Raw genomic sequence first — 13,753 nt, 5'->3', positions numbered from 1 at the left:
CAGCGGCCCTCGCGAGGGTCGGTGGCATGCGAACCGACATCTGCGTGGGCACTCTGCCGGCCCGGGAGCATCTGCCCGTCGGCGCGGCGGGCGGGCCCGTACTCGACGTGGTGGTCCCCGTATACAACGAGGAGCGGGACCTGGAGCCGTGCGTGCGCCGGCTCCACGACCATCTCGCGCGCACCTTCCCGTACGGACCGTACGGATTCCGGATCACCGTCGCCGACAACGCCTCCACCGACCGTACGCCCGAGGTCGCCGCGCGCCTCGCCCGAGAGATCACGGGCGTACGCCATGTCCGCCTCGACCAGAAAGGGCGGGGGCGGGCGCTGCGGACGGTGTGGTCGGCCTCGGACGCGCCCGTGCTCGCGTACATGGACGTCGACCTCTCCACCGACCTCAACGCGCTGCTCCCGCTGGTCGCGCCGCTGATCTCCGGCCACTCGGACCTGGCGATCGGCTCGCGGCTGAGCCGCACCTCGCGCGTGGTGCGCGGGCCGAAGCGGGAGTTCATCTCGCGCGCGTACAACCTGATCCTCAAGTCGTCGCTCGCCGCGCGCTTCTCGGACGCGCAGTGCGGGTTCAAGGCGATACGGCGGGACGTGGCCGAGCGGCTGCTGCCGATGGTCGAGGACACCGGGTGGTTCTTCGACACCGAGATGCTGGTCCTCGCCGAGCGGGCCGGGCTGCGGATCCACGAGGTGCCGGTGGACTGGGTCGACGACCCGGACTCGACCGTCCACATCGTGCGGACCGCGACCGACGACCTGAAGGGCGTGTGGCGCGTCGGGCGCGCCCTCGCGGTCGGCGCGCTCCCCCTCGACCGGCTCGCGCGCCCGTTCGGCGACGACCCGCGCGACCGTCGGCTCAGCGGGGTGCCGGGGGGCCTGGCCCGTCAGCTCGTCGGCTTCTGCGCGATCGGCGCGCTGTCCACCCTCTTCTACCTCGCGCTCTACTCCCTCTTCCGTACGGGATCAGGCCCTCAACTCGCCAATGCGGCAGCCCTGTTGGTGTCGGCCGTCGCCAACACGGCGGCCAACCGGAGGCTCACCTTCGGCGTACGCGGACGGGACCGCGCGATGCGCCACCAGGCCCAGGGGCTCGTCGTGTTCGCCATCGGCCTCGCCCTGACCAGCGGCTCGCTCGCCGCCCTCGGCGCCGCGAACGGCACGCCCGCGCACTCCACCGAGGTCGCGGTCCTGGTCGCGGCGAACCTCGCGGCGACCGTGCTGCGGTTCCTGCTCTTCCGCGCCTGGGTCTTCCCGGACCGCCCCACGTCTCTCCCCGACCAGAAGGACACCGCACGATGACCACGACCTCCTGCCCGGCCGGTGCGCATGAGGGGGTCGCGGCGGCCCGGCACCGGGCCACCGCGAAGGGCCTCGCGCATCGCCTCTGGCGCGGCCGCCCCGCCGACCCGGCCTGGACGCGCCCGGCGCTGCTCGCCCTGCTTCTCGTCACCTTCCTCGCGTACACCTGGAACCTGAGCGCGTCCGGATACGCCAACTCCTTCTACTCCGCCGCCGTCCAGGCGGGCAGCCGGAGCTGGAAGGCGATGTTCTTCGGCTCGCTCGACGCCGGGAACGCGATCACCGTCGACAAGCCCCCGGCGTCGCTGTGGCCGATGGCCCTGTCCGTACGCCTCTTCGGCCTCGGCTCCTGGCAGATCCTATTGCCGCAGGTGCTGATGGGGGTGGCGACAACTGGTGTGCTGTACGCGGCCGTACGGCGCCGGTTCAGCCCGGCGGCGGGGCTGATCGCGGGCGCGGTGTTCGCGCTGACGCCCGTGGCCGCGCTGATGTTCCGCTTCAACAACCCGGACGCGCTGCTCGCGCTCCTGATGACCGTCACGGTGTACTGCGTGCTGCGCGCGCTGGAGGGCGCGCGGACGAAGTGGCTGGTGTGGGCGGGGGTCGCGGTCGGTCTCGCGTTCCTGACGAAGACCCTCCAGGCGTTCCTGATCCTGCCGCCGCTGGCCCTGCTGTACGCGGTGTGCGCGCCGACGTCCGTACGCCGTCGGCTCCGCCAACTCGCCCTGTCCGGGCTCGCGATGGTGGTCTCCGGCGGCTGGTGGGTCGCGATCGTGGAGCTGTGGCCCGCGTCCTCGCGCCCGTACATCGGCGGGTCGCAGAAGAACTCGTTCCTGGAGCTGACCTTCGGCTACAACGGGCTCGGCCGGATCAACGGCGACGAGACGGGCAGTGTGGGCGGGGGCGGGCGCGGTCCCGGCGGTCGGGGAGGCGGTGGCTGGGGTTCGACCGGTCTCGGCCGGATGTTCGGCTCCGAGGTCGGCGGCCAGATCTCCTGGCTGCTGCCGGCCGCGCTTCTCCTGCTGGTGGCGGGTCTGGTGGTCACCTGGCGGGGACGGCGTACGGACACGGCCCGGGCGGCGTTCCTCGCGTGGGGCGGGGCGCTGCTGATGACCGCCGCGATCTTCAGTTTCATGGCGGGGATCTTCCACCAGTACTACACGGTCGCCCTCGCGCCCTACGTCGCCGCGCTGATCGGCATGGGTGCCACGGTCCTGTGGGAGGAGCGCAGCCGACTCGCTGCGGCGGGGACGCTGGGGGCGGTGGTCGCTGTTACGTCCTGGTGGTCGTACGTGCTGCTCGGGCGTACGTCCGGGTATGTGCCGTGGTTGCGGTGGGCGCTGCTGGTGGTGGGGCTGGTGTCGGCGCTGGGGCTGCTGGTGTCGGGCCGCCTGGACCGGCGGTTGGCGCTGGGGGTCGCGGGGGTGGGGCTTGTGGCGTCGCTGGCGGGGCCGTTCGCGTACACGGTCAGCACGCTGCGGACGGGGCATACGGGGTCGATTGTCACGGCGGGGCCGGTGGGGGCGGGTCGTCCTGGGGGCGGTCGGTTTGGCCCCGGGCCGGGTGGGGAGTTCATGCGGCCGGGTGGGCAACCGGGCGGCCAGGTCGGTCAGGGCCAGCCCGGTGGTCAAGGTGGCCCCCGGGGTGGGCCGTTCACGCCGCCTGTCGGCGGGGCGAACGGTCGGATGCCCGGTGGTGGTGGCATGGGTGGGCTGCTCAATGGTGCGCGGGTCAGCGCTGGGGCGAGGTCTCTGCTGGAGGCGGATGCGAGTCGGTACACCTGGGCGGCGGCCGCGATCGGGTCGCAGAACGCGGCGAGTTACCAACTTGCCACCGGGCGGCCGGTGATGGCGATCGGGGGATTCAACGGTAGCGACCCGTCGCCGACGCTGGCCCAGTTCAAGTCGTACGTGGCCTCGGGCCGCATCCACTACTTCATCGCCGGGGGCGGGATGGGCGGCGGTGACAGCGCGCTGTCCAACTGGGTGTCGTCCAGCTTCCGCAAGGTGACGGTCGGGAGTGCGACGTTCTACGACCTGACGTCGCCGGTGAAGTAGCCCCCACCCCACCCCTTCCCGAAACTCTCCGAGGGATCTCTTCGGCTGCGGACCGTGCTGGGCTTGTCGCGCGGTTCCCCGCGCCCCTGGGCAGTCAGGGGCGCGGGGAACCGCGCGATCAGCCCGAGACGGCCCGCAGCCGAAGAACCAGGCCGCCCGCCAAGGGCTTTCGGGAAGGGGCGGGGTGGGGGACCAGACCACGAACCAACCACCGCTCCCACCCAGTTGCCAGCGTCCCGAGGGAAATCGCTTTACACCGTACAAGGGATTCCCTTACGGTGTACGGCACGTCCCCATACGCTGTACAACTCCATGAGGAGCCCGCATGACGGCCACGGCCGCTGAGAACACTTCCGCCCCCTCGCGGCACCCGCAGCGGTGGCTGATTCTGGGTGTCATCTGCCTCGCCCAGCTCACCGTGCTGCTGGACAACACCGTCCTGAACGTCGCGATCCCCTCCCTCACCACCTCCGTGGGCGCGTCCACCGCCGACATCCAGTGGATGATCAACGCGTACTCGCTCGTCCAGTCCGGCCTCCTGCTCACCGCGGGCAGCGCATCCGACCGGTACGGCCGCAAGAAGATGCTGGCCGCCGGGCTCGCGCTGTTCGGCATCGGCTCGCTCGCGGCCGGACTCTCGCAGAACGCCGGGCAGTTGATAGCCGCCCGGGCCGGAATGGGCGTCGGCGGCGCGCTGCTGATGACCACCACCCTCGCCGTCGTCGTGCAGATCTTCGACAACGAGGAGCGGGTCAAGGCGATCGGCCTGTGGGCCACCGTCAACTCGCTCGGCTTCGCCGCCGGACCGCTGATCGGCGGGCTCATGCTCGACCACTTCTGGTGGGGCGCGATCTTCCTCATCAACATCCCGGTCGCCGCCATTGGGCTCGTGGCTGTGCTCGTCATGGTGCCCGAGTCGAAGAACCCCCTCGGTGACCGGCCCGACCTGCTCGGCGCGCTGCTCTCCACCATCGGCATGGGCGGCGTCGTCTACGCGATCATCTCCGGCCCCGGCCACGGCTGGACCTCGACGCACGTCCTCGTCTCGGCGGCGGTCGGACTGGCCGCGCTCGCGGCCTTCGCGCGCTGGGAGCTGTCCATCCCGTATCCGATGCTGGACATGAACTTCTTCCGGAACCAGAAGTTCACCGGCGCGGTCGCGGGCTCGATCCTGGTCGCGTTCGGCATGGGCGGCTCGCTCTTCCTGCTCACCCAGCACCTCCAGTTCGTGCTCGGGTACAGCCCGTTGGAGGCCGGTCTGCGTACGGCGCCGCTGGCGCTCGCCGTGGTCGCGCTGAACATGGCGGGGGTCGGCGCGCGGCTGCTGCCCAAGCTCGGCACGCCCAAGACCATCGCGGTCGGCATGTCGGCCAACGCCCTGGGCCTCGCGTCCATAGCGCTGCTCGGCCGCGACCACTACGCGGGCATGCTGCTCGGCCTGGTCGTGATGGGCTCGGGCATCGCGGTCGCCATGCCCGCCATGGCCAACACGCTGATGAGCGCGATCCCGCCGGAGAAGGCGGGCGTCGGCGCGGGCGTCAACGGCACGCTCGCGGAGTTCGGCAACGGCCTCGGCGTCGCGGTCCTCGGCGCGGTCCTCAACTCCCGCTTCGCGGCGCTGATCCCGTCCGTGGTGGGCGCCGCCTCCCTGCCGGCCGCGCTCGCGGCGGCGGGCAGCGACGGCGAGCGCGAGAAGATCGCGGACGCGTTCGCCGACGGCCTCCAGACCAGCCAGCTGGTCGGCGCGGTCGCGGTCCTCGCGGGCGGCCTGCTCGCGGCGGCCCTCCTCGCCCGCGCCGAGCGATCCGACGGCGACAGGGAGCAGACCCCGGCGCCGCAGGCCGCCCCCGCGGCCTAGATAGCATCGGAGCGGTGATCGGCGGAGGGCACTATTCCGCCGGTCGCCGCGGCCGCTGACCGCCGTGAACCCATGGCTGATGACGGCTGTGGCGTACTGCCGCACGAACGGCGTACGACAGTCGTACGTACAGAAGTCCGACGACCAGTCCGACGACGACCTACGAGGAGGGCACGCCATGGTGTCGGCAGCCGACCGCGCGAAGCATCCGATGCGTACCAGCGTGTGGCTGGAGGCCGGGAAGACCGGGGGCCGGGCCAAGCGGTCCGGCCAGCCCGCCGCCGCTCTCGACCGCGACCGGATCATCGCCGAGTCCGTCCGGCTCCTCGACGCCGAGGGCGCGGCGAAGTTCTCCATGCGCCGCCTCGCGGGCGAGCTCGGGGTCACCGCGATGTCCCTGTACTGGTACGTGGACACCAAGGACGACCTGCTCGAACTCGCCCTGGACGCGGTCGCGGCCGAGGTGCCGGTGCCGGACGTCGAGGACGAGGACGCCGACTGGCGCGAGCAGACCCGCGCGCTCGCCGTCGGCTACCGGTCCATCCTGGTGCGCCACCCGTGGGTGTCCCCGCTGATGGGCCGGTATCTCAACATCGGCCCGAACTTCATGGCCTTCTCGGTCGCCGCCCAGAAGATCATGGCCCGCAGCGGGCTGCCGCCGCACGGCGTGACCGGCGGGCTCTCGGCGGTCTTCCAGTTCGTGTACGGGTTCGGCACGATCGAGGGGCAGTTCGTCGCGCGCTGCGCGGAGGCCGGGGTCACCGAGGACGAGTACTTCGCCCAGGCGATGGGCACCGTACGCGAACGCCCGGAGATCCACGAGCAGTTCGCGATCGCGGAGGAGCTCATGGAGGCACGCGGCGGCGACACGGTGGCCGAGATGCGCGAACGCGACTTCGTCTTCGCGCTGGATCTGCTGATCGCAGGGATCGAAGCCAAGCGCCAGGGGTAGCACGAAGGGGTCCACGGGCGGTGCGCGTGGACCCCTTCGCGGGGGAGTGGGGCAGCAGGCCGTCCCCTGCCCGCCGCCCCGTTATCGGGTGCCTCCGCTCGGGACACCCGAGCTTTTACGAGGCCGAGGCCTTCTGCTCTTCCTCGGCCTTCGCCGGGGCGGCCGCGCGGGACTTCAGCGCGACCTCCTTGATGAACATCGTCACGAAGAAGGCGATGAGCGTGCACGGCGCGGCGTACATGAAGACGTCCGCGACACCGTGCCCGTACGCGCTCTCCATGACCGTCCGCAGCGGCGCGGGCATCTTGTGCAGGTCGGGGATGCCGCCACCGCCGCCGCCCTGGGCCATCCCGGCGGCCTTGGGGCCGAGTTCGGTGAGGCCGTCCTTGACGTAGTGGGTGACCCGGTTGGCCATGACCGCGCCGAGCGCGGAGACGCCCACCGCACCGCCGAGCGACCGGAAGAAGGTCACCACGGACGACGCCGAGCCGAGGTCGGCCGGGGAGACCTGGTTCTGCGTGCACAGCACCAGGTTCTGCATCATCATGCCGATGCCGAGGCCCATCAGCGCCATGTAGATGGCGAGCTGCCAGTACGCGGTGTCGTACCGCATCGTGCCGAGCAGCGCGAGGCCCGCCGTGACGAACGCGCCACCGCTGACCAGCCATGCCTTCCAGCGCCCGGTCTTGGTGATGACCTGGCCGGAGACGGTCGAGGCGATGAACAGGCCGCCGATCATCGGGATGGTCAGCACGCCCGACATCGTCGGGGACTCACCGCGCGCCAGCTGGAAGTACTGGCTGAAGAACACCGTGCCGGAGAACATCGCCACGCCCACGAAGAGCGACGCGAGCGAGGCCAGCGTGATCGTGCGGTTGCGGAACAGCCGCAGCGGGATGATCGGTTCGGCCGCCTTCGACTCCACGTACACGAAGACCGCGCCGAGCAGCACCGAGCCGCCGACCATCGCGGCGGTCTGCCAGGACAGCCAGTCGTACTTGTCGCCCGCGAAGGTGACCCACACGAGCAGCAGCGAGACCGCCGCGCTGATGAAGAACGCGCCCGCCCAGTCGACCTTGACCTCGCGCTTGACCACCGGGAGCTTCAGGGTCTTCTGGAGCACGATCAGCGCGATGACCGCGAACGGCACGCCGACGTAGAAGCACCAGCGCCAGCCGAGCCAGTCGGTGTCGGTGATGACGCCGCCGAGCAGCGGTCCGCCGACGGTCGCGACCGCGAACGTGGCACCCAGGTAGCCGCTGTACCGCCCGCGCTCACGCGGCGCGATCATGGCGGCCATGATGATCTGGGCCAGCGCGGAGAGACCGCCGACGCCGACGCCCTGCACGACGCGGCAGGCGATCAGCATGCCCGCGTTCACCGAGAGCCCCGCGACGATCGAGCCGCTGACGTAGATGATCAGGGCTATCTGGACGAGCAGCTTCTTGCTGAACAGGTCCGAGAGCTTGCCCCAGAGCGGCGTGGTCGCCGTCATCGCGAGCAGCGAGGCCGTGACGACCCAGGTGTACGCGGACTGGCCGCCGCCGAGGTCGCCGATGATGTGCGGCAGCGCGTTGGAGACGATCGTCGAGGACAGGATGGCGACGAACATGCCGAGCAGCAGCCCGGACAGCGCCTCCATGATCTGCCGGTGAGTCATCGGCGCGCCGCCTTCGGAGGGGTGCCCCCCGTGCGCGGCGCTGCCGTCCCGCACACCGGCCGGTGTGGTGGTGGCCATGAACTTCCTTGTCTGTTACGTGAGTTGTGCGGCGGGTGTACGGGTAAGGGGCGCTGCCGTCGGTGTCGTACGGCAGTCGAAGCTCTCGCGCAGGCGGGCGAGCATGGCGTTGAGCTGCCCGACCTCGTCGTCGGTCCAGTCCCGCAGGGTGTGGGCGAACATGTCCGCGGTGCGGCGCCCGAGTTCGTCGAGCATGTCGTGCCCGGCGGGGGTCAGCCGCAGGATGCGGGAGCGCTTGTCCAGGGGGTCGGGGTCGCGCTCGATCCAGCCGCGGGCTGCGACGTGCGCGACATGGCGGCTGGTCACCGACATGTCGACGTCGAGCAGCTCGGCGAGCCGGCTCATCCGCATCTCGCCGTGCCGCCCGAGGAGGGTGAGCACGGCGGCGGACCCGGCCGGGCACTCGGCGGGCAGGATCCGCCCGAGCCCGCGCTTCACGGCCCCGATGGCACTGAGCTGCCGGGCCAGTTCCTCGTAGTGGCTCTGCGCGGCCATCGGGCTCCTCCGGTCCGGGTCGGTGGTGATCTCGTTGCTTAGGGCAACCATAAGCAGGGTAGGGGTGATTGGTTGCTGAAGGCAAGTGAATGGCAAGGAGGGTGGGTAAAGTAGACGCAAAGAATTTGCATGCGGGAAGTCAACCCGCAGGTGGGGGTGGGTGGGGGTCGGTCGACCGACGGCTCGCGTCCGGTGTGCGGGTGGCGTGTGCGTCCGGGGGCGGGGGTTGGGCGGAACCCCGGACTTCGCTAGGGTCCCGTGCATGGCACACAACACCCCGGGCCCCGAGGGCAACTACGACCCCGCGGGCAGCACCCAGATGTTCCGCGCCTTCGTCGACGAGGGCGCGCCGCAGGGCCGCCAGGCGGCGACCCCGGCGGCGGCGCCGGCCGGTCCGCGCGTCGGCCTGATCGCGGGCGTCATCATCGTCCTGGCCGTCCTCGCGGGCGTCGCCTGGCTGGCGCTCGGCTGACGCCCCCGGTCACCGCCAGTCGGCGGTGACCGCCCGGGTCTCCACGTGCATCCCCATGGGGACCCGCCACCAGTCCACGCACACGGTGTACGTGGGTGACGCGGCCGCCCCGGCGCCGATCGGTGTCGGCAGCGGCTGTTCGGACGTGACGGTCGCCCAGTCGACCCCGAGCAGCCCGATGACGTGCGTCGCGAAGGTGAGCGTGCCGGTCCGGACGGGCGTGCCGCCGGTGTTGCGCAGCGGGACGGTTACGCGGTCGCACCAGCGGGGGGTGGTGGGGGTGTGGGTGATCGCGCCTACCTTCAGGGCGGCGGGCGCGGGGGGTTCCGTCGGCGAGCCACTGCTGCCGCCGCCGCCAGTACCGCCGCCGCTGCCACTGGTGCCTCCGCCACTCTGACCGGCGCCCCCGGCCCCGCCGCTGCCACCGGTTGCCTGTTCGGTCCCGCCGCTCCCACTCTCCCCGCCGCTGTGGGCATGCGTGCCGCTAGGGGCGTGGGGGTCCCCCCTGCTCATTGAGAGCTTGGGGGAGGGTGGGCGCGCGGCGCCCCCGTCCCGCCGGGCTGCGCCTGTTGCCTGAGCCGAGTCCGACGCCCCCGGACGGGGTGTGCTGCCCGCAGTCGCAGACGGCGTACCCGCGCTTCCGTCCAGCGGAACCAGCTCCACCTTGCCGCGCGGCGGCACCGCCCCCGTAACGGCAGGCGTAGGCCCGGCCGCGCCCAGCGCAACGTACGGCTTGCCACCCTCCCCGCCGCAGGCGACCACCGCCCCGCCCATACCGAACGTGGCCACCGCCGCAACACCGATCAACGCAGCACGTCGCATCCGGGCAGTGTCGCTGACGTACCGTCAAATGGGAACCCGGGAACGGGGTTGCGCACGCGGAGTGCCGCGCGCCCACCCTCCCCCAAGCTCTTGAGGACCAGGGGGGACCCCCAGCCCCAGCGGCACAGCTGCCCGCAGCCAGGGGGAGGGGAAAGGGGGGCGCTAGTCCGCGATCAACCCCTCCCGCAGCTGCGCCAGCGTCCTCGTCAGCAGCCGGGAGACATGCATCTGCGAGATGCCGACCTCCTCGCCGATCTGCGACTGCGTCATGTTCGCGAAGAAACGCAGCATGATGATCTGGCGTTCGCGCGGGGGGAGTTTGGCCAGGAGGGGCTTGAGGGACTCGCGGTACTCCACGCCTTCCAGCGCCGCGTCCTCGTAGCCGAGGCGGTCCGCGAGGGAGCCCTCGCCGCCGTCGTCCTCCGGGGAGGGGGAGTCGAGCGAGGAGGCCGTGTACGCGTTGCCGACCGCGAGGCCGTCGACCACGTCCTCCTCGGAGACGCCGAGGACCGCAGCCAGCTCCGGCACCGTCGGGGACCGGTCCAGCTTCTGGGCCAGCTCGTCGCTCGCCTTCGTCAGAGCCAGCCGCAGCTCCTGGAGGCGGCGCGGGACCCGTACCGACCACGACGTGTCGCGGAAGAAGCGCTTGATCTCGCCGACCACCGTCGGCATCGCGAACGTCGGGAATTCGACTCCGCGCTCGCAGTCGAAGCGGTCGATCGCCTTGATCAGGCCGATCGTGCCGACCTGGACGATGTCCTCCATCGGCTCGTTGCGCGAGCGGAAGCGGGCCGCCGCGTACCGCACGAGCGGCAGGTTCAGCTCGATCAGCGTGTCGCGTACGTACGTACGCTCCGGGCTGTCGCCGCCGCCCAGCGCGGCCAGCCGCAGGAACAGGGAGCGGGACAGGGTCCGGGTGTCGATGGGGTCCCGGGAGCCGGTCGACGGGCGAACGGCCGTCTCGCGCCGGGGAGCGGTCGGCTCCGGGAAGCCGAGCGTCGCCGCGGCCTCGACGGAGTCGATGGCGGCTTCCGAGCTCTGGCACACATCGGGCGCGGGCGCGCTCTTCGTGAGCGTGAGCGTGAGCACCTGCACCTTCGAGCTGCCCTGTTCTGCGGACATGCCACCCCCTTGAGGTCGCGGACGGTCGCGGTGGCCACGACCATCGGAGGAACGCAGCCTCCACCTGAATACCGGAGGCGGAGCTGCGGCAAACGCGGTTCCAGCAGAATGTCACATGTCGGCAACACGCTGTAGTGACATGTCGACAAGTCAGGTGCGGATCCGCGCAGTTAGAGGGGGGTGTGCCGGTTTTCCGGCCCAGAAGTTCGGCCGAAGGTGGATCACTCGATCCGGTTATGCCTCGATTCGATTTGCGGATCGAAGCCGGGCGAAGCTCCTGGCCAGCAGCCTGGACACATGCATCTGGGATACGCCCAATTCCTGGCTGATCTGGGACTGCGTCAGATTGCTGTAGTAGCGCAGCATCAGGATCCGCTGTTCGCGTTCGGGCAGTTGTACGAGGAGGTGGCGGACCAGGTCGCGGTGTTCCACGCCCGCGAGCGCCGGGTCCTCGTAACCGAGGCGGTCGAGCAGGCCCGGCAGCCCGTCGCCCTCCTGGGCCGCCTCCAGGGAGGTCGCGTGGTACGAGCGGCCCGCCTCGATGCAGGCGAGCACCTCGTCCTCGCCGATCTTCAGCCGGTCGGCGATCTCGGCGGTCGTGGGCGAGCGGCCGTGAGCGGTCGTCAGGTCCTCGGTGGCGCCGTTCACTTGGACCCACAGCTCGTGCAGCCGGCGCGGCACGTGGACCGTGCGCACGTTGTCCCGGAAGTACCGCTTGATCTCGCCCACCACCGTCGGCATCGCGAACGTCGGGAACTGCACCCCGCGCTCCGGGTCGAAGCGGTCGATCGCGTTGATGAGCCCGATCGTGCCGACCTGGACGACGTCCTCCATCGGCTCGTTGCGGGACCGGAAGCGGGCGGCCGCGTACCGCACCAGCGGCAGGTTCGCCTCGATGAGCGCCCCGCGCACCCGGTCGTGCTCCGGTGTGCCCGGCCGAAGGGCCTTCAGCTGCCCGAAGAGCACCTGGGTGAGCGCCCGGGTGTCGGCTCCCCGACTGTTGGGCCTCAGGGGGGCCCGGTGCGCCTCGGGGGCCTCCTGGGGCTCGTTCTGGGGCGGCACTTGAGGTGCGGTACTGGCCGGCACGGTCAACGCCACCCCTTAGTGGTCCTGTGGTCCGGTTCACCATCGACGCATCGTCGACTCATCCGTCAAAAGCGGTCATAGCATCACAAGACATGTCCACTGTGTGCAAGCACCGTATATCCACGTGTTGAGGGCAAGTTGGGCACAAAGCCAGACGAAAGGCCCCGCACCACGGGGTGCGGGGCCTTCGCGCGTACCGGCTCGAAATCCGTGCGTACCGGCTCGGAATTCGTGCGTACCGGCTCAGAACTCGTAGTCGGCGATCACCCACGTGGCGAACTCGCGCCACTGCGCGGCGGCCGCCTGGTGGGCCGGGTGTTCGAGGTAGCGCTTCAGCGCGGCCGCGTCCTCGACCGCCGAGTTGATGGCGAAGTCGTACGCGATGGGCCGCTCGGTGATGTTCCAGGCGCACTCCCAGAACCGCAGCTCGGGCACGAGCCCGTCCAGCTCCTGGAACGCCTTCACGCCGGCGGCCACGCGCGGCTCGTCGCGCGCGACGCCCTCGTTGAGCTTGAAGAGGACCAGATGGCGGATCATGTGTGCTCCTTGCCGTCGTACGTTCGAGTCAGCGCCCTCGAAGATCGTACGAGCAGGAGCGGCGAAGCCGGCGGACCGGCGCCAGGCGGGTCGGAACTCAGCGCACCAGCTCTGTCATGAACTTGCCTATGCCCTTCGCCGCCGACGAGATCCCCTCGAAGCCGGTCTGGACCATGCCCGCGGCCTGCACCGGCGAGGTGATGATCGTGTACAGCACGAAGACGACCGCGCAATAGAGCAGGACCTTCTTCACGTCCACGTGCGTGCACCCTCCCCGATCCCCTGTGCGATTCCCCTGCGTGATCGCGTGAGTCTAACCAACACCGCTCGCGTCCTCACCCCGTCTTTAAGGACCAAGGACCCCCGGTTCGGGGCCCTTCGCCGCACGTTACGGACGTGACGGGAGAGCAGGATGGTTCCAGAGCCCGAGGGATCTGGCAGGAATCCACGGGCCCGGAACAGGACCTCACTGCGGGGTCAGCGCCGCGAGCTTCCCCCTGGACGCGGCGAGGACTTGCAGGTCCTGTTCTCGCCGGGGGGAGCGGCTTTGTCCCCCCGACGCCGCTCCCCCCGTCCCGAGAAGCCAAAGCCCCGGCCACCGTCCATGGCCGGGGCTTTTCGGCGTACCCGTACAGGACATGCACGAAGGGCCCCGACGATGTCGGGGCCCTTCACAAGCGGTAGCGGAGGGATTTGAACCCTCGGTGACTTGCGCCACACTCGCTTTCGAGGCGAGCTCCTTCGGCCGCTCGGACACGCTACCGAGAGAGAGCTTAGCCCAAGGTGGGCCGTGGTTTGAAATCCGTATGCGGCGAGCGGGGTGAGACGTGGGTCACGGCCCCCGTCAGCACCCCCTCACCACCCCGTCAGCGGTCGCGGAAGAAGGCCGTCAGCTGGCGGGCGCACTCGTCCTCCAGGACGCCCTGGATCACCTCGGGGCGGTGGTTGAGGCGCCGGTCCCGTACGAGGTCCCAGAGCGAGCCGGCCGCGCCCGCCTTCTCGTCGCGCGCCCCGTAGACCACCCTCTCCACCCGGGACTGCACCAGCGCGCCCGCGCACATCACGCACGGCTCCAGGGTCACGACCAGCGTGCAGCCCACAAGGCGCCACTCGCCGGTCTTCTCCGCCGCGCGCCGCAGCGCGACGATCTCCGCGTGGCCGGTGGGGTCGCCGGTGGCCTCGCGTTCGTTGTGGCCCGTCGCCAGCAGGGTGCCGTCCGCGGACAGCACGACGGCGCCGACCGGCACATCGCCGGCCAGCGCGGCCCGCCCGGCCTCCCCCAGGGCGGTGCGCATCGGCTCCGC

Annotated in this window: 13 protein-coding genes and 1 tRNA gene; 5 read left to right on the top strand and 9 right to left on the bottom strand. The window is 70.9% G+C overall.

The annotated features are described in order from the left end of the window. Positions 1 to 26 precede the first annotated feature (26 nt). The 4 genes from ACT1U9_RS14980 to ACT1U9_RS14965 all read left to right on the top strand — a co-directional run bounded on the left by ACT1U9_RS14980 (position 27) and on the right by ACT1U9_RS14965 (position 6,177). Entirely contained in the window at positions 27 to 1,310 is a 1,284-nt protein-coding gene (locus ACT1U9_RS14980; RefSeq protein WP_444538783.1) for a glycosyltransferase, read from the top strand. Next, complete coding sequence (locus ACT1U9_RS14975) at positions 1,307 to 3,367, top strand: ArnT family glycosyltransferase (protein ID WP_444538782.1); 2,061 nt, start codon at positions 1,307 to 1,309, stop codon at positions 3,365 to 3,367. The genes ACT1U9_RS14980 and ACT1U9_RS14975 overlap by 4 nt, the downstream gene beginning before the upstream one ends. Positions 3,368 to 3,692: 325 nt before the next feature. Further along, the gene (locus ACT1U9_RS14970) at positions 3,693 to 5,225 is read left to right on the top strand and encodes an MFS transporter (protein ID WP_444538781.1); all 1,533 of its coding nucleotides are present in this window, start codon (positions 3,693 to 3,695) and stop codon (positions 5,223 to 5,225) included. Between the two features lie 178 nt (positions 5,226 to 5,403). Continuing rightward, positions 5,404 to 6,177, top strand: a complete 774-nt coding sequence (locus ACT1U9_RS14965; protein WP_444539110.1) for a TetR/AcrR family transcriptional regulator — start codon at positions 5,404 to 5,406, stop codon at positions 6,175 to 6,177. A 115-nt stretch (positions 6,178 to 6,292) separates the two neighbouring features. Here ACT1U9_RS14965 and ACT1U9_RS14960 read toward each other — a convergent pair whose 3' ends face one another. Then, a complete protein-coding gene (locus tag ACT1U9_RS14960; protein ID WP_444538780.1) occupies positions 6,293 to 7,915 on the bottom strand; it encodes an MDR family MFS transporter in 1,623 nt (540 codons plus the stop codon). Between the two features lie 15 nt (positions 7,916 to 7,930). Beyond that, positions 7,931 to 8,410, bottom strand: a complete 480-nt coding sequence (locus ACT1U9_RS14955; RefSeq protein ID WP_444539109.1) for a MarR family winged helix-turn-helix transcriptional regulator — start codon at positions 8,408 to 8,410, stop codon at positions 7,931 to 7,933. 262 nt (positions 8,411 to 8,672) lie between these two features. Between ACT1U9_RS14955 and ACT1U9_RS14950 the strand changes: the two genes are divergently transcribed. Next, the gene (locus ACT1U9_RS14950) at positions 8,673 to 8,882 is read left to right on the top strand and encodes a hypothetical protein (protein WP_188274995.1); all 210 of its coding nucleotides are present in this window, start codon (positions 8,673 to 8,675) and stop codon (positions 8,880 to 8,882) included. A 9-nt stretch (positions 8,883 to 8,891) separates the two neighbouring features. On the opposite strand, the gene ACT1U9_RS14945 is transcribed toward ACT1U9_RS14950, so the two are convergent. The 7 genes from ACT1U9_RS14945 to tadA form a co-directional block, all read right to left on the bottom strand. Further along, a complete protein-coding gene (locus ACT1U9_RS14945) occupies positions 8,892 to 9,395 on the bottom strand; it encodes a hypothetical protein (RefSeq protein WP_444538779.1) in 504 nt (167 codons plus the stop codon). A gap of 471 nt (positions 9,396 to 9,866) precedes the next feature. Continuing rightward, the gene (locus ACT1U9_RS14940) at positions 9,867 to 10,826 is read right to left on the bottom strand and encodes an RNA polymerase sigma factor SigF (RefSeq protein WP_444538778.1); all 960 of its coding nucleotides are present in this window, start codon (positions 10,824 to 10,826) and stop codon (positions 9,867 to 9,869) included. Positions 10,827 to 11,060: 234 nt separating this feature from the next. Then, positions 11,061 to 11,912 carry an RNA polymerase sigma factor SigF gene (locus tag ACT1U9_RS14935; RefSeq protein ID WP_444538777.1) on the bottom strand — a complete coding sequence of 284 codons (852 nt, stop codon included), beginning with the start codon at positions 11,910 to 11,912 and terminating at the stop codon, positions 11,061 to 11,063. Between the two features lie 243 nt (positions 11,913 to 12,155). Next, positions 12,156 to 12,449 carry a Dabb family protein gene (locus ACT1U9_RS14930; protein ID WP_444538776.1) on the bottom strand — a complete coding sequence of 98 codons (294 nt, stop codon included), beginning with the start codon at positions 12,447 to 12,449 and terminating at the stop codon, positions 12,156 to 12,158. A gap of 97 nt (positions 12,450 to 12,546) precedes the next feature. Then, positions 12,547 to 12,708, bottom strand: a complete 162-nt coding sequence (locus ACT1U9_RS14925) for a hypothetical protein (protein ID WP_444538775.1) — start codon at positions 12,706 to 12,708, stop codon at positions 12,547 to 12,549. A 419-nt stretch (positions 12,709 to 13,127) separates the two neighbouring features. Continuing rightward, a tRNA-Ser gene (locus tag ACT1U9_RS14920) sits at positions 13,128 to 13,212 on the bottom strand. A 103-nt stretch (positions 13,213 to 13,315) separates the two neighbouring features. Then, positions 13,316 to 13,744 (bottom strand): tRNA adenosine(34) deaminase TadA, encoded by a 429-nt coding sequence (tadA, locus tag ACT1U9_RS14915; protein ID WP_444539108.1) that lies wholly within the window; start codon positions 13,742 to 13,744, stop codon positions 13,316 to 13,318. Positions 13,745 to 13,753: the final 9 nt, after the last annotated feature.

The organism is Streptomyces sp. BR1, assembly GCF_052373795.1.
Taxonomy (GTDB): domain Bacteria; phylum Actinomycetota; class Actinomycetes; order Streptomycetales; family Streptomycetaceae; genus Streptomyces.
The sequence above is the reverse complement of the archived record's forward strand: the minus strand, read 5'-3'. Positions and strand labels throughout refer to the sequence as shown.

What these genes read in the sequence shown, in the direction of transcription:
- ACT1U9_RS14980 (WP_444538783.1), top strand. Translation starts at nt 27, where the DNA reads ATGCGAACCGACATCTGCGTGGGCACTCTGCCGGCCCGGGAGCATCTG.
- ACT1U9_RS14975 (WP_444538782.1), top strand. Translation starts at nt 1,307, where the DNA reads ATGACCACGACCTCCTGCCCGGCCGGTGCGCATGAGGGGGTCGCGGCG.
- ACT1U9_RS14970 (WP_444538781.1), top strand. Translation starts at nt 3,693, where the DNA reads ATGACGGCCACGGCCGCTGAGAACACTTCCGCCCCCTCGCGGCACCCG.
- ACT1U9_RS14965 (WP_444539110.1), top strand. Translation starts at nt 5,404, where the DNA reads ATGGTGTCGGCAGCCGACCGCGCGAAGCATCCGATGCGTACCAGCGTG.
- ACT1U9_RS14960 (WP_444538780.1), bottom strand. Translation starts at nt 7,915, where the DNA reads ATGGCCACCACCACACCGGCCGGTGTGCGGGACGGCAGCGCCGCGCAC.
- ACT1U9_RS14955 (WP_444539109.1), bottom strand. Translation starts at nt 8,410, where the DNA reads ATGGCCGCGCAGAGCCACTACGAGGAACTGGCCCGGCAGCTCAGTGCC.
- ACT1U9_RS14950 (WP_188274995.1), top strand. Translation starts at nt 8,673, where the DNA reads ATGGCACACAACACCCCGGGCCCCGAGGGCAACTACGACCCCGCGGGC.
- ACT1U9_RS14945 (WP_444538779.1), bottom strand. Translation starts at nt 9,395, where the DNA reads ATGAGCAGGGGGGACCCCCACGCCCCTAGCGGCACGCATGCCCACAGC.
- ACT1U9_RS14940 (WP_444538778.1), bottom strand. Translation starts at nt 10,826, where the DNA reads ATGTCCGCAGAACAGGGCAGCTCGAAGGTGCAGGTGCTCACGCTCACG.
- ACT1U9_RS14930 (WP_444538776.1), bottom strand. Translation starts at nt 12,449, where the DNA reads ATGATCCGCCATCTGGTCCTCTTCAAGCTCAACGAGGGCGTCGCGCGC.
- tadA (WP_444539108.1), bottom strand. Translation starts at nt 13,744, where the DNA reads ATGCGCACCGCCCTGGGGGAGGCCGGGCGGGCCGCGCTGGCCGGCGAT.